Annotated in this window: 15 protein-coding genes; 4 read left to right on the forward strand and 11 right to left on the reverse strand. The window is 58.0% G+C overall.

Annotated features, from left to right (window positions below):
* Positions 1-180 precede the first annotated feature (180 nt).
* Positions 181-1,173, forward strand: coding sequence for an aldo-keto reductase family protein (gene mgrA, locus ACYVHC_RS00665; RefSeq protein ID WP_460611728.1), 993 nt, complete (start codon positions 181-183; stop codon positions 1,171-1,173).
* Between the two features lie 306 nt (positions 1,174-1,479).
* Here mgrA and ACYVHC_RS00670 read toward each other — a convergent pair whose 3' ends face one another.
* From ACYVHC_RS00670 to ACYVHC_RS00685, 4 genes are all read right to left on the reverse strand, one after another.
* Positions 1,480-1,908, reverse strand: coding sequence for a DUF1810 domain-containing protein (locus ACYVHC_RS00670; RefSeq protein WP_460611729.1), 429 nt, complete (start codon positions 1,906-1,908; stop codon positions 1,480-1,482).
* Positions 1,909-2,043: 135 nt separating this feature from the next.
* Positions 2,044-2,775 carry a M48 family metallopeptidase gene (locus tag ACYVHC_RS00675; protein ID WP_460611730.1) on the reverse strand — a complete coding sequence of 244 codons (732 nt, stop codon included), beginning with the start codon at positions 2,773-2,775 and terminating at the stop codon, positions 2,044-2,046.
* Between the two features lie 229 nt (positions 2,776-3,004).
* Positions 3,005-3,871: an aldo/keto reductase gene (locus ACYVHC_RS00680; protein WP_460611731.1), complete on the reverse strand. Its 867-nt coding sequence runs from the start codon at positions 3,869-3,871 to the stop codon at positions 3,005-3,007.
* A gap of 192 nt (positions 3,872-4,063) precedes the next feature.
* Positions 4,064-6,496, reverse strand: coding sequence for a glycoside hydrolase family 2 TIM barrel-domain containing protein (locus ACYVHC_RS00685; RefSeq protein ID WP_460611732.1), 2,433 nt, complete (start codon positions 6,494-6,496; stop codon positions 4,064-4,066).
* 451 nt (positions 6,497-6,947) lie between these two features.
* Here ACYVHC_RS00685 and ACYVHC_RS00690 point away from each other — a divergent pair, with 451 nt between their 5' ends.
* Positions 6,948-9,383 carry a zinc-dependent metalloprotease gene (locus tag ACYVHC_RS00690; protein ID WP_460611733.1) on the forward strand — a complete coding sequence of 812 codons (2,436 nt, stop codon included), beginning with the start codon at positions 6,948-6,950 and terminating at the stop codon, positions 9,381-9,383.
* A 171-nt stretch (positions 9,384-9,554) separates the two neighbouring features.
* Here the strand turns inward: ACYVHC_RS00690 and ACYVHC_RS00695 are convergent, their stop codons facing one another.
* Together ACYVHC_RS00695 and ACYVHC_RS00700 are read right to left on the reverse strand one after the other, a co-directional pair.
* Entirely contained in the window at positions 9,555-9,917 is a 363-nt protein-coding gene (locus tag ACYVHC_RS00695; RefSeq protein ID WP_460611734.1) for an Imm51 family immunity protein, read from the reverse strand.
* Between the two features lie 226 nt (positions 9,918-10,143).
* Positions 10,144-10,680 carry a peptide deformylase gene (locus ACYVHC_RS00700; RefSeq protein WP_460611735.1) on the reverse strand — a complete coding sequence of 179 codons (537 nt, stop codon included), beginning with the start codon at positions 10,678-10,680 and terminating at the stop codon, positions 10,144-10,146.
* Between the two features lie 165 nt (positions 10,681-10,845).
* Between ACYVHC_RS00700 and ACYVHC_RS00705 the strand changes: the two genes are divergently transcribed.
* Positions 10,846-11,877 (forward strand): LLM class flavin-dependent oxidoreductase, encoded by a 1,032-nt coding sequence (locus ACYVHC_RS00705; protein ID WP_460611736.1) that lies wholly within the window; start codon positions 10,846-10,848, stop codon positions 11,875-11,877.
* A 205-nt stretch (positions 11,878-12,082) separates the two neighbouring features.
* Here the strand turns inward: ACYVHC_RS00705 and ACYVHC_RS00710 are convergent, their stop codons facing one another.
* From ACYVHC_RS00710 to pxpB, 5 genes are all read right to left on the reverse strand, one after another.
* Positions 12,083-13,516 carry an amidohydrolase family protein gene (locus ACYVHC_RS00710; protein ID WP_460611737.1) on the reverse strand — a complete coding sequence of 478 codons (1,434 nt, stop codon included), beginning with the start codon at positions 13,514-13,516 and terminating at the stop codon, positions 12,083-12,085.
* A gap of 221 nt (positions 13,517-13,737) precedes the next feature.
* Positions 13,738-14,931 carry an NRAMP family divalent metal transporter gene (locus tag ACYVHC_RS00715; RefSeq protein WP_460611738.1) on the reverse strand — a complete coding sequence of 398 codons (1,194 nt, stop codon included), beginning with the start codon at positions 14,929-14,931 and terminating at the stop codon, positions 13,738-13,740.
* On the reverse strand, positions 14,928-15,707 hold the full coding sequence (locus tag ACYVHC_RS00720; protein ID WP_460611739.1) for a LamB/YcsF family protein: 780 nt from the start codon (positions 15,705-15,707) through the stop codon (positions 14,928-14,930). Before ACYVHC_RS00720 ends, ACYVHC_RS00715 begins: the two co-directional genes overlap by 4 nt.
* Positions 15,704-16,711, reverse strand: a complete 1,008-nt coding sequence (locus ACYVHC_RS00725) for a 5-oxoprolinase subunit C family protein (RefSeq protein WP_460611740.1) — start codon at positions 16,709-16,711, stop codon at positions 15,704-15,706. Before ACYVHC_RS00725 ends, ACYVHC_RS00720 begins: the two co-directional genes overlap by 4 nt.
* On the reverse strand, positions 16,701-17,435 hold the full coding sequence (gene pxpB, locus ACYVHC_RS00730; RefSeq protein WP_460611741.1) for a 5-oxoprolinase subunit B family protein: 735 nt from the start codon (positions 17,433-17,435) through the stop codon (positions 16,701-16,703). The genes ACYVHC_RS00725 and pxpB overlap by 11 nt, the downstream gene beginning before the upstream one ends.
* Positions 17,436-17,484: 49 nt before the next feature.
* Between pxpB and ACYVHC_RS00735 the strand changes: the two genes are divergently transcribed.
* Complete coding sequence (locus ACYVHC_RS00735) at positions 17,485-20,091, forward strand: M1 family metallopeptidase (protein WP_460611742.1); 2,607 nt, start codon at positions 17,485-17,487, stop codon at positions 20,089-20,091.
* Positions 20,092-20,556: the final 465 nt, after the last annotated feature.

The raw sequence follows: 20,556 nt of genomic DNA on the forward strand, positions 1-20,556 counted from the left end.
CTTGGCTCCTAGTAAACGCACTACTCTGAGGGTATAAGAATTAATCTTAAATACGGACCTGTAGGATGCCATAGGGTAAAGAGGTAACGGTCCTGCGAAAGTCAGCAGGATTTTAGTAGGTTTCTATATTGAGCACTAATCCTAGATTTCCCCACCATACTTAGTTCTACTCGCCAGTAAATGTCCTACCAACCGAACCCCGCCCGTTATTCCTCCATGCAATACCGCCGCTGTGGCCGCAGCGGCCTGAAACTGCCCGCCGTGTCGTTGGGGCTATGGCACAATTTCGGCGACGTGGATGTGCTCAGTAACTTCCGCGCCATCCTGCACCGCGCCTTTGACAGTGGCGTAACGCACTTTGACCTGGCCAATAACTACGGACCGCCGCCCGGCTCTGCCGAAACCAACTTCGGCCGTATTTTGAAAGAGGATTTCCGGGGCTACCGCGACGAGCTGATTATCTCCACTAAGGCCGGCTACCACATGTGGGAAGGGCCTTACGGCGAGTGGGGCTCCCGTAAATACCTCATCTCTAGTCTCGACCAAAGCCTGAAGCGCATGAAGCTGGAGTACGTGGACATCTTCTACCACCACCGGCCCGACCCCGATACGCCCCTGGAAGAAACCATGTCGGCGCTTGACCAGGTGGTGCGCCAGGGCAAGGCCTTGTACGTGGGCATCAGCAACTACCAGCCCACCGAGGCGGCCGAGGCCATCAAGATTCTGCGGAAGTTGGGCACGCCCTGCCTCATTCACCAGCCCAAATACTCGATGTTTGAGCGCTGGGTAGAAGACGGGCTGCTGGACTTGCTCGGCGAGGAAGGGGTAGGGTGCATTCCGTTTTCGCCGCTGGCCCAGGGCCTGCTCACCGACAAATACCTGCGCGGCATCCCCACCGACTCACGAGTGGCAAAAGGCGTGGGCTTCCTCACCGAAACGCAGTTGACGCCGGAGCGCCTCAGCCAAGTGCAGCAGCTGAATGCCCTAGCCCAGGAACGCGGCCAAACCCTGGCCCAAATGGCCCTGTCGTGGATTTTGCGCGACGAGCGAGTGACCTCCGTGCTCATCGGAGCCAGCAAACCCGACCAGCTAACCGATTCCCTGCGCTGCCTGGAAAACCTCGCGTTCAGCGAACCTGAACTAGAACGGATTGACCTGATTTTGAAAGGATGATCCAGCTTTTTGATACGCAGCAGTGTGGTGAGCCAAGCCCACAATAGACGTAGATTGCTAGGTAGGGAGGTTAGCTAGTACTGCTTTGCTCAAATACACCAAAGCGGCATGCTGAGCGGCGCCGAAGCATCTCGCGTGCTGACGTTGCCACGGGAATTTAACGATTCGAGCGAGATGCTTCGGCGCCGCTCAGCATGCCGTTCTAGTAGGTAATAGCAGTATCAGCACGCGGGATGCTTCGGCTGCACGGACGCCAGATGGAGCAGGACGTTCAATGGTTAAAACCACTTTTCAGCCTGGGCCTAGTTAACGCGGGCGGTTGATGAGTTGTAGGGTCCTAGTGTCTGGCGCGCCGTTGAAAAACTTGTCTAGTACTTGTTGGAAAATGGGGTTGTTGCTGGCAGCCGCGAACAGGGTCATGGAGGACTTGAGTTTCATGTCGTCGGGGCTGCCGAAGATGCGGTGGGCGTCGGAAGTAGGCAGAGCTAGTAACTCCTGGCAGATTTGCACCAATCGGTTGCCTAGTAGTGGGTGGTTGAGGTATTCCTCGGCTTCGTGCACATCCTGAATGGCGTAGAACTTGGAGGTTTCGCTGTAGCCTAGGCCCTGGATTTGCGGGAAGATGTACCACATCCAATGGCTCTGCTTGCGGCCGCGTTTGATTTCAGCTAGCGCCACCGCGTAATCCGCTTCCTGGGCATGAATGAATCGTGCTAGATCACTTTGTCTGGTCATTCTGTTGCTGCGTTTATCCGAAACTTAGGCTGTCGTGATTTCTTACGGCTGTTCTGAAACCAAGGCTAGGTTGCTCGGCCGAGGCAGACAAAAGGATAGCGAAGCACGTGCTACAGGTTCACTCAGGGTAGCAATCTAATCTGCATCGGTAGCGCCAGTGGGCTCAGTGCCGGTGGGGTGGGCTTGCAGCAGGACTTTGTGCTGGCGCCAGTCGGGCATGAACTGGTCCATCAGGCCCCAGAAACGGGCGTTGTGCAGCCGTTCATGCAGATGCACCAGCTCGTGCACTACCACGTACTCCAGGCAGGAAATCGGCTTTTTAATCAATTCCAGGCTCAGCCAGATGCGGCGCGCCCGGATGCTGCAGGTACCCCAGCGCGTTTTCATCTGCTTCACGCCCCAGGCTAGGGTTTGCACGCCCACAATCGGCTCCCAGTAAGCCAGCAGCACAGGTATCTGCTCCTTCAGCCGCGCCCGGTACCAGGCCGTCAGGGCCTGCTCGCGTTCGGCAAGAGTGCTTTCGGGTTGGATATAGAGGTCCAGGAATTGGTCATCTAGGAGCACCACCTTCGCGCGGCCTAGGGTAGTATGCACCCGCAACTGGTACGGGCGGCCTTGGTAGTAGTGCGTTTCGCCGGTGCTGTAGGTGCGCGGGGTTGGCTGGGGTAAGGCGGCAAACCGCGCCTGGTGCTTCTGAATCCAGTCGCGGCGGGATAGCACGAACTGATGAATGGTTTCTTCGGGCAGGCGAAGCGGCACGGCCACCCGGATGCGGCCAGCGGGTGGGTAAATGGTCACGCGCATGGTCCGGATGGGTTTGCGCACCACCTCCACGGCCAGGTCGCCAATCTGTACGGTTGTACTCATAAACTATAGGTAGTGCGGCCACCAGATGAGTGCGGCACGTACTACCCCGGCAAGAAGCCAAAAGGGGCAGGAGGCGAAGCAATGACACCCAGACAGTAACGCAAGTTAGCTTTCCGGTGGCCGATTCCAGCACCTCCATGGCCACAAAAAAGCCCGGCACGTGGCGGCTGGTTTTGCGCTGCCATTCGTGCCGGGCTGAGGTAGTACTAGGTTGCCGTAAGGGTTCAACCTAGGCGTTGCCGAGTCTATTGAGCTGGTCCATATCCTCGGCCGAAAGGGAAATGGACGCCGCCTGCACATTTTCTTCCAGATGCTTTACTTTGGATGTACCCGGAATCAGCAGGATGTTAGGCGAGCGGTGCAGGAGCCAGCTTAACGCTATCTGTTGCTTGCTGGCATTGTGCTTCTGCCCGATTTCGGTGAGTTTGCTTAAGGCCTGCTCATTGCCACCGGCCAGCGGATACCACGGAATGAAGGCCATGCCCTGCTGCTCACAGAACTCCAGCTCCGCCTCCCACTTGCGGTTATCTACGCTGTACATATTCTGCACCGATACCACTTTTACGTACTGCTGCGCTTTCTGAATCTCTTCCACCGTGACTTCGGAAAGACCAATGTGCTTCACCAGGCCTTCTTCCTGCACCTGCTGCAAAAACTCCAGCGTTTGTTCATAGGGCACTTCCGGGTCGATGCGGTGCAGCTGGTACAAGTCTATCTGGTCGAGCTTGAGGCGCGTGAGGCTGCCTTCCAGCGCCTCGCGCAGGTGCTTCGGGCTGGCATCAATGGGCCACTGGTTGGGGCCAGTGCGCAGCAGCCCGCCTTTGGTGCCAATTACAAGGCCCGCCGCGTACGGGTGCAGGGCTTCTGCAATTAACTCTTCTGAAACATGGGGGCCGTAGCTGTCGGCGGTATCAATGAAATTGATGCCTAGCTCCACGGCCCGCTTCAGCACCCTGATGGATTCCTCGTGGTCTTGGGGCGGCCCCCAGATTCCTTCGCCGGTGATGCGCATGGCGCCGTAGCCCATGCGGTTGATGGTCAGGTCGCCGCCAAGCGTAAAGGTTTTGGCGGGCGCGGTGGTGGGTGTGTTAGCCATTCGCAAAAAAAGGAAAGTAGTAGAGGAAATCGCCCAAGCAGGTTGGGCCTGCTTATACGTAGGTGCCGCGCGAGTGGGCGGTAAACTACTAGCGGTATGGGTTGGCGTGCGGAGAGGGGCTAGGGTGGTCAGGCATCTTTTCGACGCTGTTGGCTTACACTCTGCAGATACCGGTTTGCCGCTTTTTCCTGCCTAGCGAGTTTCCAAGGATACTGAGGCGGCCGGCAAGCCATCCGCAGTAGCTCGCAAGGTTAGCTTCCCGGGCTGGTTGCTGGCCTTCACGATAACCATGGCCCGGCCCTGCCAGGCTTTGCGCTGCGGGCTTTGGTAGCTTTCCACGCTTCGCGGATTTGCATTTCCTACGCCTACAATGGTGCCCGGACCCGTTAGCGCAAACGTCAGCGCCTGCTCCGACTTCGGGTTGCGGATGCCGTTCTTGTCCTCTAGTTCTATGGTTATATAGCTCAGGTCTTGCCCATCGGCCCGCAGGGTGGAGCGGTCTGGCTTAAGCGCTAGGCGGCTAGGCGGCCCGGCCGATTGCAGCACAGCGGTACTTACCGTTTTCTGGCCGTTGCGCCCTACGGCTTTTAGCTCGCCGGGCTGGTAAGGCACGCTCCAGGTGGCCGTGTATTGGGTGGCGCGCGTGGTGGGCTTCAGGCCCAGACTTTTGCCATTCAGCAATAGCTCCACTTCCTCGCACGAAGAGTACACCTCCACGGTAAGCGGCTTATTTTCCTGGCCCGGCCACGTCCAGTCGGCCAGCACATCGTGCCATTCCCACTTGCTCCAGTCTTCCTTCTGTGTGTTCAAGGCAAAGGAAGGGGTAGGAGGCTTCACGAACAGCGAAACCTGGTTTTCTTTCCAAAGTGCATCGCGGTAATAGGACTGCGGACGCTTCCAGCCGCAAATGTCAATATCGCCGCAGAAAGCCAGATTCCAGGGGTAAAACTCCTGCTTCTGCCAGTAGCCCAGCCACCCAATACTAGCCTCCCCGATGTAGTCAACCGCCGTCCAGACAAAGTCGCCGATTACGTACGGATGATCCTGCACGGCCATCCAGCTGCCAAACGCCTCCAGTGGGTACGACTCCGAGCCAAACATAACCCGCTGAGGCAGGCGGACATGGTCCAGGGCATAGATATCGGCTTGATGATGGTCGCCGCCGGCGGCGTAGTTGTAACCGGCTATGTCCAGCACGCCAAAATACGGGTCTTTATCGGGCGCCAGGCCATTCACGCCGGCTGTAATGGGCCGCGTGGCGTCTAGCGTCCGGATATAATTGGTTATTTCCTGGGCGGTTTTCACGCCCGCAGGGGTGCCGCGCTCCGGAATTTCATTGCCGATGCTCCAGAAGATAATGCTAGGGTGGTTTCGGTCGCGAAGTACCATGCTGGTTATGTCCTGCTGCCACCATTTATCAAAGTAGAGGTGGTAGTCGAAGGTGTTTTTGCTTTCGCGCCAGCTGTCAAAGGCCTCATCAATCACCAGCATGCCCAGCCGGTCGCAGGCTGCCAGCAGGGCTGGGGAGGGCGGGTTGTGGGAGCATCGGATGGCGTTGTAGCCGCTGGCTTTCAGCAGCTCAATTTTGCGCTCCTCGGCCCGGTCGTAGGCTTTGGCGCCCAGTGGGCCGTTGTCATGATGGATGCAGCCACCTTTCAGCTTCACCGTTTGGCCATTCAGCTGAAATCCGTGGGCGGCATCAACGGCCATTGTACGAATGCCAAACGGTGTTTCTACCTGGTCAATCAGTTGCCGATTCTGATAAATCTCCGTTATGGCCGTGTAGAGTGTAGGCCGCTCCACCGACCATTTCGCGGGTGATTTAACCGATAAAAGCTGGTCAATAGTAGTAGTTTCGCCGGCGGCAATGGTTTTGCTGGACTCCGTGCGGGCGGCGGGCTGGCCTTTGGGGCCGCGTAGGCTAGTAACCAGCGTAAATTGGGCGGTCTGCCCGGTTTGATTTACTACCTGAGTCTGGGCTTTGACTTGGGCGGCTGTGGCCGTTACCGCAGGCGTGGTGAGGTAGGTGCCCCACTGCGCCACATGGAGTGGCGCCTGCACCGTGAGCCACACATGCCGGTAAATGCCCGAGCCGGAATACCAGCGGCTGTTCTGGCCTTCATTCCGGACCTGCACGGCCAGTACATTTCGGGCCCCGAACTTTACTTTGTCCGTTACATCATACCAAAAGCTGGTGTAGCCATAGGGGTGCGTGCCCAATAGCTCGCCGTTCAGCCATACCTCGGCGTTCATGTATACGCCATCAAACTGCAGCTGAATTCGTTTGCCTTTCTGGGCTGCGGGTAGCTCAAACGTTTTTCGATACCACCCCGTGCCGCCCATCGTGAACCCGCCGTTAGCCTGACTGATGGCTTCGGGGCTAAAGGGGGAGGTAGTGCCCGGCACATCTTCAATGCTCCAATCGTGCGGCAGATCAAGCGGACGCCAATGCTGGTCGTCGAACTCTGCCTTTTCCGCACCTTGGGCTCCGCCCCGGTGAAAGCGCCAGCCCGCATCAAACAGGCTCGTTTTTGGGGCTATCGTGTTGGTTTGCATGGCAATCGTCATATCTGATTGATGACAGCCGACCACTAGTAATAAACCGAGAAGAAAAATTCTCTTCATAAATGGATAAAGTGAAATACGTTGGCAACTTGGTAATCTTTGTGCAGTTTTCAATAAGTAAAGTCCTACTAAACAGTTTGAGCCGACTAGCTACCTAGTAATAGGGCACGCAACCCAGTAGGAATTCGAGCAATAGCTGCAAGGGTAAGCAGGTAGAACATCCTGCTCAGCAGGTAGCGCACCAAGCCAACGACCGAAGCGTCTTGCTTGGCTGACATAACTTGAAGAACGGTTCTGCTGAGTAGGAAGGCTTATGTAGGGAACGGCAAGTACGCTTTGAGATACGCCAAGCAAACCAGGCAGATCTACGGGGGTAGGTTATGGATAACTTTATCGTGTATGGATGGTCCCGATAGGACTATGCTTTTGCCAGCTGTAAAAACTTACGGCGTCCGATGTTACATAAACCGCTGCAGTTTCTACCTTATGCCGATTTCACACGTCTCCCTGCATGAAAAAAATCTACTCCTTACTGGTTGGCTCTCTGCTAGTCGGCTCGCATCTGGCTTCGGCCCAAACCCTGGCTGAAAAGACCAAGGGAATGCAAAAGTTCTCGGGCTTCTTTCCGTTTTACTGGGATGAAAAAGGCGGGCGCATTCTGTTGGAAATCGATAAGCTCGATAAGGAAATCCTCTACGTCAGTACGCTGCCCAACGGGGTCGGCTCCAACGATCTGGGCCTCGATCGGGGCCAGATCGGGCAGACGCGCGTGGTAAAGTTTGTGAAGAGCGGCCCCAAAATCCTGCTGTTGCAGCCCAACTACGATTTCCGGGCCGTGAGCCAAAACCCCGACGAGCGCAAATCCGTGGAGCAGGCCTTTGCGCAGTCGGTGATCTGGGGTTTCAAGGCGGAAGCGCAGGAGGGAGGCAAAGTATTGGTGGACCTGACGCCCTTTTTGATGCGCGACTCGCACCAGATCGGTGACAAGCTAGAAGACCTGAAGCAAGGGGCCTACAAGGCCGATGAAAGCCGCTCGGCGGTGTTTATGCCCAACACCAAGGCCTTTCCCGAAAACTCGGAGTTTGAGGCCGTGATTACGCTAACGGGCAAAGCCAAAGGTCGCGAAATTCAATCGGTTACGCCCGACCCGAATGCCGTGACGGTGCACATGCACCACTCGTTCATTCAGCTCCCCGACGATAAATACCAGCCCCGCGCTTTTGATCCGCGGGCCGGCTACTACGCCAACGAGTACATGGACTACGCCACGCCCATCGACCAGCCCATCATGAAGCGGCAACTCGTGCGGCACCGGCTCCAGAAAAAGGACCCCACGGCAGCCGTCAGCGAGGCCGTGGAACCCATTGTGTATTACCTGGATAGGGGGGCGCCCGAGCCCATCCGCTCAGCCCTGATGGAAGGTGCCGCGTGGTGGAACCAGGCCTTTGAGGCAGCCGGCTACCGCAACGCTTTCCAGGTAAAGCTGCTGCCCGAAGACGCCGACCCGATGGACATCCGCTACAACCTGATTCAGTGGGTACACCGCTCCACCCGGGGCTGGTCCTATGGTGCCAGCATCATGGACCCACGCACCGGCGAAATCATTAAGGGGCAGGTATCCTTAGGCTCGTTGCGGGTGCGCCAGGATTTCCTGATTGCCGAGGGCCTACTGCAACCCTACGAAGAGGGCAAGCCCACCAGCCCCGAAATGCTCCAGATGGGCGTGGCGCGCCTGCGCCAGCTGGCGGCCCACGAGGTAGGCCACACGCTAGGCCTCTACCACAACTACTCAGCCAGCACCAAAGACCGGTCGTCGGTGATGGACTACCCCATGCCCCGCATCAAGATGCGCCCCGACGGCAGCATCGACCTCAGTGAGGCCTACGGCGTAGGTATCGGGACGTGGGACAAGCGAGCTATCCTGTATGGCTACCAGGATTTCGGCCCGAAAGCCGATGAAAAGACGGGCCTCAACGCCATTATGAAGCAGACCCTGGCCGATGGCTATGTGTTTATTTCGGATGCTGATGCCCGCGCCGCCGGCGGGGCCCACCCCTATGCCCACCTCTGGGATGAAGGCGCCAATGCTGCCGATGAGCTGAACCGCCTGATGGACGTGCGCAAGCAGTTACTCGCCCGCTTCTCGGAGAAAGCCCTGGCTCCCGGTCAGCCTATGGCCATGCTGGAAGAAGTGCTGGTGCCCATGTATCTGCTGCAGCGCTATCAGGTAGAAGCGGCCTCCAAGGAAATAGGTGGCCTTTACTACACTTATGCCGTGAAAGGCGACGGGCAGACTATCACTAAGTTTGTGGAGCCTGCCGAGCAGTGGAAAGCCTTTGATGCCCTCATGCGCACGATTTCACCGCGGGAGCTAGCCCTGTCCGAAGAGCTACTGGCTAAGATTCCGCCGCGCCCCGTGAACTACGGCCGCTCTCGCGAAACCTTCCCCAGCCGCACCGGCCTTACCTTCGACCCCACTAGCGCCGCCGAATCGGCCGCAGCTACTACCCTAGAGTTTCTGCTGAACCCCCAGCGTGCGGCCCGCCTAGAAGAATACCACGCCCGGCACACGGAGCAACCTGGCCTAGCCGCCGTGCTTGATAAACTGCTGGAGCAAACTTGGCGCAGCAAGCCGGAAAGTGGCTATGTCGGAGAGTTGCAGCGCCTAGTAAACACGCTCACCCTACAAAAGCTGCTGGCCTTAGCCGCCGCTCCGCAAGCTCCCGTGAATGTAAAAGCCCTAGCCGCTCTGAAAGTAGAAGAGCTGAAAAAGCAGCTAAAAAAAGAGCAGAAATCAGGTAAAGACGAGGGCCGCAAAGCCACCGCCTTCGCCGCGGTTCGCATGATCGAACAGTTTGAATCTACCCCCGAAAAATTCCAAGCCGCACCCGCCCTGCCCATGCCCGATGGTGCCCCAATTGGGGATGATGGATGTGAGGGGTTTTAGGTAATTAGTGGCCTAGGGCTTCGCGGAAGGCAAAAAGGAACGTCATGCTGAGCGGAGTCGAAGCATCTCTACCGCTGGCTAATCGACTGGCCTAGACAAAGCGGTAGAGATGCTTCGACAAGCTCAGCATGACGTTCTTGTTTTTAACCTATAGAGAATTCCTAGGCCACCTTACTCGAAAAAGTCGCCGGGGTCGGCTTGGCTGAGGTACTTGTTGAGGCTGCCCAGGTCGGCGAAGATGGGGTGGATGAGGCGCAAGAACTGCTCGGTGGTGGCGCGGCTATCCGTGTAGGCCCGAAAGATTTCGCCTTCACCAGCTAGCTCTACGTGGTCTAGGATTTCGGGGTCGTGCTCTTCCAGAATCGTTTCGATGTGCTCAGCCCAGGAAGCGCCGCCACCACCGAAGCCGTGCTTCTCAAACACCGCGTAATAGTCGTCCATCTCCGATAGGTCAACTACAATGCGGTACTGCCGCTCCGGGGTAGCATTCTCCTGAAGATCGTAGATTAAGAAGGGGTAATAGGTATTTGCCATTGGCCTAAAGGTAGAGCTAGTAAACCATAAGGTTGAAAAAGCCCGTCATCCTGAGCTCAGCGAAGGATCCTATCACCGTAGCACGAGGCGCTAGGCCAGTCGTTCCGTTGTGAGAAGAATCTTCGCAAGCTCAGGATGACGCGTTTATAATGGAATAGTAACACAACATCAGCACGCGAGATGTCTCGACAAGCTCGACATGACGTTCTTTTGCCTCATCACCTCGTCATCTCCCGTACGGGCTATCAGCGCGATGTTGCCGCTCAAATTCTTCGCGGGAGCATAGGCTTTTCACGTCCACCATGCGGTCGATGGATAGGATGCCGTCGAGGTGGTCGATTTCGTGTTGGAGCAGCTCGGCCAGGTCGTCTTCGGCGCCGGCGTGGGTTTCGTGCCACTGGCCTAGCAAGTCTTGGTAACGTACCGTAATCCACTCGTAGCGTTCTACTTGCATAAAGATGGAGAGGAACGACAGGCAGGCATCCCACACCACCATTTTCGCGGGGCTGTGCGCCACGATGCTAGGGTTAATAAAGGGCCAAACCGGCTTGCCCGGCAGCCGGAGCAGTACCACGCGGTGCAACTCCCCAATCTGAGGTGCTGCAATGGCGCGGCCGTAGCCGGTGGTTTCGCGCCAGTGGCCTACGGTGTCTGTAAGGTCGGCGACGAGGGCCGCAATGGCGGGCGCGGTGGGGTCGGGAACGGGCTGAGCCACAGCACGAAGCGTGGGGTGGCCTAGCTGCAGGATTTCACGGATGGGCATAGCAAGTCAGATGGCAAAGCATAATTTACTTAATAAGTAAACTATGTACGTACATTAATTGTATGTTTGCTGTTGTGACTTGCTACCTAGATGCTTTTGGCAGAAGTAGTGCCTAAGCAGTAGAAGTTTCACCTGAAGTTGTATTTGCTAGTTAATCAATGAATTATGGAAATTGGAATAGATAGTTTCGCTGCTGCTTTGCTGGATAATGGTACTGGCAAAACCCCAAGTGGGGTAGAGGCCATGAGCGAGCTGCTCGACCGGATTGAGTGGGCTGACCAGGTGGGCCTTGATGTATTTGGTATGGGCGAGCATCACCGTCCAGAGTACCTCGATTCAGCTCCCGCCGTTATTTTGGCTGCGGCGGCCGCGCGTACCAAGCGCATCCGCCTCACCAGCGCCGTAACAGTACTAAGCGCCGCCGACCCGGTGCGGGTGTTTCAGGAATATGCTACACTCGACTTGATTTCGCAGGGCCGGGCCGAAATGGTGGTAGGCCGCGGCTCCTCCATTGAGGCGTTCCCGCTGTTTGGGTTCGACCTGGATAACTACGACAAGCTATTCGCCGAAAAGCTGGAGTTGCTGCTTCAAGTGCGCGACCAGGAGCAGGTGCACTGGTCGGGGAAGTTTCGGCCGACTCTTACGGGGCAGGGCATTTACCCCCGGCCAGTACAGCCGCAACTGCCTATCTGGCTGGGTGTGGGCGGCACGCCGCAGTCGTTTGCGCGGGCGGGCATGCTGGGCCTGCCCTTAATGGTAGCCATCATTGGCGGCGACACCCACCGTTTTCGGCCTCTGATAGATCTGTACCGGGAGGCGGGCCGCCGGGCTGGGTTCGCGCCAGAGCAGCTGAAAGTAGGCCTGCATTCGCTCGGCTACGTAGCCGAAACCACTAAACAGGCACAGGAAGAATTCTTTCCAGGATATGCCCGCACCTTCACGAGCCGGGCACGGGAGCGGGGCGGCTCACCCGTCACGCGCGCCCATTTCGATATGCAGGCTGGGCCACTAGGGGCTCTATTGGTAGGTAGCCCTGAGGAAGTAGCTGCTAAAATCTTGCGGCACAGTGAGGCACTGGGTGGGGTTTCGCGCGTGACCTTTCAGCAGGATGTTGCGACCTTGCCACACTCGAAAATCATGCAGTCCATCGAGCTGCTCGGTACCCGTGTAGCACCGCTCTTGCACGCTGCTGGCTAACTCCAAGAGTTGCTAGTAAGGTTCAGTTGCTGTAATGAATAAAGGGTATAGATAGCGTGCATTTAGACCGTCATGCTGAGCGGAGTCGAAGCATCTCTACCTCTGGCTAACTACTGGCCTAGAACTGCTACAAAGCGGTAGAGATGCTTCGACTCCGCTCAGCATGACGGTTTAGCGTATTCAACAGTTGAATATAACGCCTGGCCTAGCGGTGTTTAACAGCTTGTAGCATTTGGCGCAAGTCGGAGGCTGTGTACACCCGGCCGCGCGAAATCACGGTATTGATTTGACGCAGGTTACGGATGTTTTCCAGTGGGTTTTGATCCAGTAATACGAGGTCAGCATCTTTGCCCTTCCGGATGGTGCCAGAATGCTGGTCGGCTTTCAGGAACCGGGCCCCATTGATAGTGGCGGTTTGTAGGGCTTGGGCTGGCGTAAGGCCGGCTTGCACCATGAGTTCCAACTCGCCCAGCAGGGAGGTACCGGGGTAGACGTAGGAATTGGATGCCCCACTATCGGAGCCAGCCAGCATCGTCACGCCCGCCTTTTGCATAGCCGGAATCAGGGTCATGAACTTTGCACCTAGCTGTTTATTAAAGGCCCGGGTGGCGGCTGATTGTCGGCGGGCACCGTTTAAGCGTCCGGCATAAGTTGCCTGAATCTTGGGGTCGATGTAGGCCAGTAGCGTGTCGCGGGAGTGGTCGGTTTCGGGAAGTTCGGCTAGGAGCTTCTGAATGTAGAGCGTGGGTACCACGGCCGTCTTGTTTTTGACCAGTGTGCGGTAGATGCTTGCTTCGGCGCCAGCATCGAAAGTGCGGTAAATGGCTGGCAGCACGGCAAATAGGCCTAGGGGCTTAGCAGTGCTCAAGCTGCGCTGCACCGCCGTCGTGATGCTGTCTTCCTTACTGGAGCAGGCCTTGAACACGTAATACAGATGCTCGGAGGCATCCAGTCCCCGATCCGACGCTTCGCGAAGCGTGGCGGTGTAGGGCATGTGGCCGGTGGTCAGCATTCCGCGCTTTTCGGCGGAGGAAACGGTGTTGAGGAAAGCATCCCGCGAAATGGTACTCTCATAAATCTTGACGTAATCGACCTTCAAAGCCTGTAAGGAGTCAAGCGCCTTGTCGATATCCGCTTGGTTTTCTACTGCCAAAGAGCCAGCCCAAGTTGGTTTCGGGCCATCGATTTTCGGGCCAGAGGTGAAGATGGTAGGCCCCGCGAGCTGCCCGGCCCGTATCTGTTTGCGCCACTCAAAAACGGCTGGGGTCAGGTCGCCGCCCGCGTCGCGGACCGTGGTGATGCCGTGAGCCAAGTAGAGCGGCAGCAGGTTGCGGTTGGCCGTAATAAGCGAGTCGCCGCCCCGGAAGTGCACGTGCATGTCCCAAAGGCCCGGAATCAGGTATTTGCCCTGGGCATCAAGGGTCTGCTTGGCCGATAACGTGCGCCCGCTCGACTTTTCCAGCCGCTGGATTTGCCCGTTCGTGATGCCTAGGGTTTGGTTCTCTCGAACCTGCCCGGTTTCTACATCCACCACATTGGCGTGCGTAATAACGAGGTCGTAGGCCTGTTGGGGCGGTTGCGTGGCGCAACCTGCCAGGATGGGGAAGGAGCAGGCAAGTAAGCGGGAGAGGAGATTCATAAACCGGTGATATCTGAAGACTGGAAGTTAGAACGTAGCTCCCCTCCTCAGATGAGGAGGGGTTGGGGGTGGTTGAAGCGGCCTAGAACAACCTATACTTGATCTTCATTCCGAGGGAAGTTGAATAATGATCGGCTGGGTAAACAACGATTGTCAACCACCCCCAACCCCTCCTCATCTGAGGAGGGGAGCTACGTTCTGGTAGCTGGGCCCAACCAAACTTACTTTAACAAAGCCGCTACTTGCTGCACCAGCACGGTTCCGCTCATCCAGGTCATGACGAGTACCACTAGGCCTCCAAACAGCGCGAGCCACAGCGGGTGGCGATACGTGGTGCCGACGACGCTGGGGCGGTAGGCCGCGACGAGCAGGGTGCCTAGGGTGATGGGCAGGATAAACCCGTTCAGGGCCCCGGCCCACACCAGTAGGCTTACAGGCTTGCCAATCGTGACAAAGACTAGGGTGGATAGAACGATGAACCCGATAATCCAGCGGTTTTCGTTCGCCGCTACGCTGGGTACCATCGACTTCAGAAAGGAGATGGAAGTATAGGCCGAGCCAATGATGGACGTAATAGCCGCCGCAAACATCACCACGCCAAACAGTTTGTAGCCCACTTGGCCCGCCGCCAGCTGAAATACCGACGCAGGTGGGTTTTCGGTTCCGATGGCCAGGCCCCGGCTCACCACGCCAAGCGTTGCCAAAAACAAAAACACCCGAATCAGGGAGGCGACGGAAACGCCCATGATGGCGCTTTGCGTCACCTGGGGCAGTGCCGAGGTGCCTTTGATGCCGGCATCGAGCAGGCGGTGGCCGCCGGAAAACGTGATATAGCCGCCCACGGTGCCGCCCACTAGGGTAATAATAGCCGTGAGGTCGATGCGAGAAGGTACGAAGGTGCGCAGGGCCGCTTCCGCAACGGGTGGGTGCGTTGTAACGGCCACGTAAATGATTATCAGAATCATGACTAGCCCCATAAGCTGTGCAAAGCGGTCCATGACGGGGCCGGCCTCGCGCACCACAAACACCAGCAGGGCCAAAGCCGCCGCCACTACGGCGCAGAGCGTAACGGGTAGGCCGGTTAGCACCTGTAGGCCTAGGCCAGCGCCACCCACGTTACCGATGTTGAACGCTAGGCCACCTAGTACAATAAGCGCCGAAATAAAGCCGCCCAGGCCCGGCAGCACGCGGTTGGCAATATCTGGGGCCCGCATTTCCGACACGGCTATAACCCGCCAAATGTTGAGCTGCACCCCAATATCAATGAGAATTGAGGTGAGAATAACAAAGCCGAAGCTGGCCCCCAACGATTGAGTAAAAACGGTAGTTTGGGTCAGGAAGCCGGGGCCAACGGCCGAGGTAGCCATCAGGAAGGCCGCCCCAATCAGGACGCCCCAGTTGCGCGCCGGCCTCACGCGGAAACCGGCTGATGAGCCCGCACCGCAATACCTTCTTCGCGCAGCGCGGCCCGAATCTGCTGGGCAAACTCCAGGGCGTGGGCCCCATCTCCGTGCAGGCACACGGTATCCGCCTGAATGGTTACTTCCTCGCCGGAAAGGGCCCGCACCCGGCTTTCTTTCACCATGCGCACCACCTGCGCAATGGAAGCGGAGGCTTCTGTAATCAGGGCGTTGGGCTGGCGGCGGGGCGTGAGTGTGCCATTGGGTTGGTAGGTACGGTCGGCAAACACCTCGTGGGCCACGGACAGGCCTAGCTTCTGGCCCGCGCTGATAAGGGCACTACCGGCCAGCCCGTAGAGGCAGGCTTGGGGCTGCACGCGGTACACGGCTTCGGCAATGGCTTCGGCAAGGCCAGGATTGACGGCGGCCATATTATAGAGCGCGCCATGTGGTTTTACGTGGTGTACGGTGCCGCCCTCCGCCCGCACGAAAGCCGCCAGGGCACCCAGTTGGTACACTGTCATATCGTAGGCCTCTTCCGGAGAAATGGCCATTTCGCGCCGTCCAAAACCCACCAAGTCGGGTAGGCCAGGGTGGGCGCCGATGGCGACACCGTGTTGCAGGGCTAGTCGCACAGTGCGCTTCATAACGGCCGGGTCGCCGGCGTGGTAGCCGCAGGCAATGTTGGCGGAGGTAACAAACGGCAGGATGGCTTCGTCGTGGCCCAGGGAGTAGGCGCCGAAGCTTTCCCCCATGTCGCAGTTCAGGTCGACGGAGTAGGGTGGGTTCATCGAAAGTGAAATAGGGCAAGGCCCCGTTGGAGTTGCTGAAGTGCTTGTTCCTGGTGCAGATACCAGTATTGGGCATCCGAAAGACTAATTTCCTGAAAGCGCAGGCGTCCGCCGGGCGGCACCTGGGCTAGGCGAGGCAAGTCGGCCGTCATCACCTGCGCCAGGCGCGGATAGCCGCCCGTGGTTTGATGGTCGGCCATGAGCACGATGGGCTCACCCGCGGCCGGCACTTGCACCGTGCCGAAGGTAACGGCCGTGGAGAGAATTTCCAGCTCATTTTGCAGCTGCAGAACCGGGCCAGCCAGCCGGAAACCCATGCGGTCGGAGTTCGGTGTAACGGTGAATTCTTCCTGCCAAAAGACCTGCTGACTTTCCTCCGTGAACAGCGCGTATTCCGGCCCCCGCATGGCCCGTATGAGTGGACTGCTGCTGGGTACAGGCGTAAGCTGCGGGTCAGGATACCAGGTGCTGGCGGCCCAGTCTTGGCCCGAGGAGTGGCCTAGCAACTGCTGATGGAGGCGCTTTCCGGCAGGAGTGAGGCCGGGGGCGGGCAGCACGTCGCCGGCGCGCAAAGCCCGTCCTTCTAGGCCACCAATGCCTGCCCGCAGATAGGTAGACTGACTTCCTAGCACTGCCGGTACCTCAAACCCGCCCGAAACGGCCAGGTAAGCCCGGCAGCCCATGCGCGCCGAGCCAAAGGCCAACTCGCAGCCACGCCTTACCGCTATCGGCCGGTTAAGCGGAACAGGCTTGCCATCGAGCTTGGCCGACAGGTTTGCGCCCGTGAGAGCTATCAGGTGGTCAGCTTCGAATCGGATTTTGGGCCCGAGCAGGGTGATTTCCAGCGCCGCCGCACCGCCCGGGTTGCCGACCAGTAGGTTGGCCACCCGCAGCGCGCGCGCATCCATGGGGCCGCTCACAATGACGCCCACCTGCTGATAGCCGAAGCGGCCAGCATCTTGCAGGGTAGTAAGCAGGCCGGGGCGAAGAATGCTACAACTCATACTGCTGGTATTGCTCCGCTGAGATGGATACAAACCGCAGCCGCTGGCCCGCGTGCAGCAGACTCGGCGATGCTGCTTCGGGCGTAAACAGCCGGAGCGGCGTGCGCCCAATCAGCTGCCAGCCGCCCGGTGTAGGCATCGAGTATACGCCCGTTTGGCCGCCGGCAATGCCCACGGAACCCGCCGGCACGAGGGCGCGTGGCTGGGTTTTGCGGGGCGTTGTCAGCTGCTCATTCATGCCGCCCAAGTACGGGAAACCTGGTGCAAAGCCAATCATATACACCAGATAGTCGGGCGCAGTGTGCAGGGCAATTACCTCGGCGGGCGCTAGGCCAATGTGGCGGGCTACTAGCTCCAGATCGGGTCCAAATCGTCCGCCATAGCACACCGGAATTTCTACTACATCAGTTGCTGCCTCAGCAGCAGCCGTGGGGGCTTTCTGGAGCAAATGCTGCAAGGCGCTGGCCACGCTTTTGTAGGGATCTTGCTGGCCCGCCCGGCTGACCACCCACGGGTCGTAGTACACCGTGAGGGTGGTGAAAGCGGGCACGTATTCGAGAAAGCCCGGAAATGGATGCTGGTCCAGGTAGTGGCCTAGGGCCTGAATGGTGCGGTGCGTGGCCTCCTCGATGGTAGTGCCGAACTGCAGCACAATGGCGGCATCGCCGAGCGGGTACAGCTGCACGGGCGGCTGCTCTGAGTTTCTCCGCAAAGGCTGGGCCATCGGCTGGTTTGCTTTACCTTGGGTCTTCGACCTGATGGAATTTTCTGGAATGAAGCTTCAATATACTACTAGTGTGCGCACAAGCGCGCTGCTGCTTGCCCTAGGCCTGTTGTCCTGCTCTAAAAAGCTCATGTTTCCTGATGCCTCCCCACCTTCGGTGCCTGTAGCCGTGGTGCCTGGCGTAAGCCAGCAACTGGCGGAAGACCGTGCCCGCCGCCTTTCCCGCCTGGGCTACGAACTACAGCTATTCGTGCCGGCGCGCAAAGACCAGCCTATTGCGGCCACCGAAACCGTCCGGTTTCACCTCACGGATGCCAGCCAGCTTGTACAGCTCGATTTCAAGGAGCAGGCCGACCATCTGAAAAGCCTCACGGTGAATGGCAAGCCCGTAACGATTGACTTCCGGCAAGAGCACCTGGTACTACCCCTCACAAGCCTAAAAGCCGGCCCGAACGAAGTTCAAATTGAATTTACGGCCGGCAATCAGAGCCTCAACCGCAACGAGGATTTCCTCTACACGCTGCTCGTGCCTGACCGCGCCCGCACCGTGTTTCCGGTCTTCGACCAGCCTAATCTGAAGGCATCCTTTCAGCTCACGCTCACGATGCCGCCCGAGTGGCAGGCCTTGGCCAACGGCCCGCTGCTCGATTCCACCACCACGGCCACGAGCAAAACCCTGCGCTTCGCGCCTTCGGATACCATCAGCACCTACTTGTTCTCGTTTGCGGCGGGGAAGTTTACGCGAGTTTCGCGCACATTGGCGGGCCGGGATATGCAGTTTCTGCATCGGGAAACGGACCAGGATAAATTGCGCCTGAGTCTGGGCCCTATCTTCCAGATTCATGCCGACGCGCTGAAGTTTCTAGAGGCCTACACTGCCATTCCGTACCCGTTCCGCAAGTTCGATTTCGTAGCCTTGCCCGATTTCCAGTACGGCGGCATGGAGCACGTGGGCGCTATCGACTACAAGGCCAGCACACTGTTTCTGGATGAAGGCGCTACCCAGGATCAGAAAATCAGTCGGTCTAACCTCATTGCCCACGAAACCGCCCACATGTGGTTCGGTGATTTGGTGACTATGCAGTGGTTTAACGACGTGTGGATGAAGGAGGTGTTTGCCAACTTCATGGCCGATAAAATCACGCAGGTGGCCGTAGCCAATTCCAACTACGACCTCAAGTTCGTCATCGACCATTATCCCGCGGCCTACGGCGTCGACCGTACTACCGGGGCCAACCCCATCCGGCAGGAGCTAGATAACCTGAAGGATGCCGGCTCGCTCTACGGCAACATCATTTACCACAAAGCGCCCATTATGATGCGGCAGCTGGAGCGCCTGATGGGAGAGGAGCCCTTCCGCCAAGGCCTGCAGGAGTACCTCAAAAAATACAGCTTCGGCAACGCCACCTGGCCCGACCTCATCCAGATCCTCGACGCCCGCACCCCCGCCGACCTCCAGGCCTGGAACCAAGTGTGGGTAAACCAGCCCGGCCGCCCCATCTTCGACTACGATCTGAAAACCAGCAACGGCAAGATTGCCAGCCTACAGCTCACCCAGCAAGCCGAGGACAAGTCGGAAAGGCTGTGGCCCCAGTTGTTTGAGGTGCTGCTGGTGTACCCCGGCGGCCAGCTGAAGGAGCTGACGGTGAACATGAACCAGCGCCAGGTTTTGCTACCCCAGGCGGAAGGAGAAGCCGCACCGGCGTTTATTCTGTTCAACTCCACGGGCCTGGGCTACGGCGTGTTTCCGCTTGATAAGCAGCTGACGACTGGCCTAGGCCAGTTGCAGAACCCCGTGGCCCGCGCTTCGGCCTACGTAAACCTCTACGAAAACATGCTCAATGGCCGCAGCATTATGCCACGCCAACTGCTAGAGGTGTATCGGCAGGCGCTGCCGAAGGAGAAAGAAGAGCTGAACATCAAGCTGCTGACCGGACAGCTCACGGATATCTACTGGAAGCTGCTGAAGCCGGCTGATCGTCTGGCGCTGGCGCCTACGCTGGAGAGGGAGCTGTGGCAGACCATGCAGCAAAACCCGGACGCCAACTCCAAAAAGCTGCTGTTCAAAGCCTACCAATCCGTTGCCCTGAGCAAAGAAGCCCAAACGCGCCTCTACCAGATCTGGGATAAGCAGCAGGCGCCTACGGGCGTGAAACTCACCGAAGACGACTACACCGCCCTGGCCCTGGCCCTAGCCGTCCGCGACTACCCCGCCACTTCGCCCATCTTGCCGAAGCAACTCACCCGCATCCAGAACCCCGACCGCAAGAAGCGCATGGAGTTCCTGATGCCAGCCCTCTCGCCTGATGTGCAAATCCGCGACGCCTTTTTTGCCTCGCTCTCTGATGAGAAGAACCGCGAAAAAGAAGCCTGGGTAACGGCCGCCCTTGCCTACCTGCACCACCCGCTGCGGGCCGCTACTTCCGAAAAGTACCTGCACCAAAGTCTGGCCCTGCTCGAAGAAATTCAGCAAACCGGGGACATTTTCTTCCCCGCTTCCTGGCTGCAGGCCACGCTGGGTTCCTACCAAACGCCCACTGCCGCCCGCACCGTGCGGGAGTTTCTGGCGTCGCATCCGAACTACAACCCGAAGCTGCGCGCCAAGCTCCTGCAAGCCGCCGATGATGTATTTAGGGCAGAGAAGCTGATGATGTAAGCGCAGACCAAACAGGGTATGGTAGGCTGTATGGCCCCATCATAAAAGGATAGTCATGCTGCGCTTACCGGAGCATCTTGCTCGATTCGTTCGTTGGGATACTAGCCCAAAATCAGCACAAGAGGCTTCGGCAAGCATAGCTTGTCTTTCTGTTTTGCAGGACATTCTTGCATAGGCAGCATGCGCACACTAGGTAAAAATCTAGGAGCAGGCTGGCGGGTAGTGGCGGGTGTTTCTGCGTTTTTTGAGCAGGAGCCCGGACGGTTGCGCTGGTAAAGGGACCTAGTGGCTGAGTAATAGTTGGCCATCAGATCATGGATTCACCCTTGCGCAATAAATTTTAATATAATGCTTATATTCAAGTCTGTACTTTATTATGGCTAACGTGTATTATCTGGGGCAAAGCTAGCGGGAAAGAGAGGCTTTGTGTGGCGGGCTTTGTGTGCGCTCGATGACTGATTCAGG

The organism is Hymenobacter seoulensis (assembly GCF_054780535.1).

Bases quoted from the DNA above. Each gene is read 5' to 3' on its own strand.
- ACYVHC_RS00675 (WP_460611730.1), bottom strand. From the start codon at position 2,775: ATGAGTACAACCGTACAGATTGGCGACCTGGCCGTGGAGGTGGTGCGC.
- ACYVHC_RS00700 (WP_460611735.1), bottom strand. From the start codon at position 10,680: ATGCCCATCCGTGAAATCCTGCAGCTAGGCCACCCCACGCTTCGTGCT.
- ACYVHC_RS00735 (WP_460611742.1), top strand. From the start codon at position 17,485: ATGAAGCTTCAATATACTACTAGTGTGCGCACAAGCGCGCTGCTGCTT.
- ACYVHC_RS00710 (WP_460611737.1), bottom strand. From the start codon at position 13,516: ATGAATCTCCTCTCCCGCTTACTTGCCTGCTCCTTCCCCATCCTGGCA.
- mgrA (WP_460611728.1), top strand. From the start codon at position 181: ATGTCCTACCAACCGAACCCCGCCCGTTATTCCTCCATGCAATACCGC.
- ACYVHC_RS00720 (WP_460611739.1), bottom strand. From the start codon at position 15,707: ATGAACCCACCCTACTCCGTCGACCTGAACTGCGACATGGGGGAAAGC.
- ACYVHC_RS00695 (WP_460611734.1), bottom strand. From the start codon at position 9,917: ATGGCAAATACCTATTACCCCTTCTTAATCTACGATCTTCAGGAGAAT.
- ACYVHC_RS00725 (WP_460611740.1), bottom strand. From the start codon at position 16,711: ATGAGTTGTAGCATTCTTCGCCCCGGCCTGCTTACTACCCTGCAAGAT.
- ACYVHC_RS00680 (WP_460611731.1), bottom strand. From the start codon at position 3,871: ATGGCTAACACACCCACCACCGCGCCCGCCAAAACCTTTACGCTTGGC.
- pxpB (WP_460611741.1), bottom strand. From the start codon at position 17,435: ATGGCCCAGCCTTTGCGGAGAAACTCAGAGCAGCCGCCCGTGCAGCTG.
- ACYVHC_RS00670 (WP_460611729.1), bottom strand. From the start codon at position 1,908: ATGACCAGACAAAGTGATCTAGCACGATTCATTCATGCCCAGGAAGCG.
- ACYVHC_RS00705 (WP_460611736.1), top strand. From the start codon at position 10,846: ATGGAAATTGGAATAGATAGTTTCGCTGCTGCTTTGCTGGATAATGGT.
- ACYVHC_RS00685 (WP_460611732.1), bottom strand. From the start codon at position 6,496: ATGAAGAGAATTTTTCTTCTCGGTTTATTACTAGTGGTCGGCTGTCAT.
- ACYVHC_RS00690 (WP_460611733.1), top strand. From the start codon at position 6,948: ATGAAAAAAATCTACTCCTTACTGGTTGGCTCTCTGCTAGTCGGCTCG.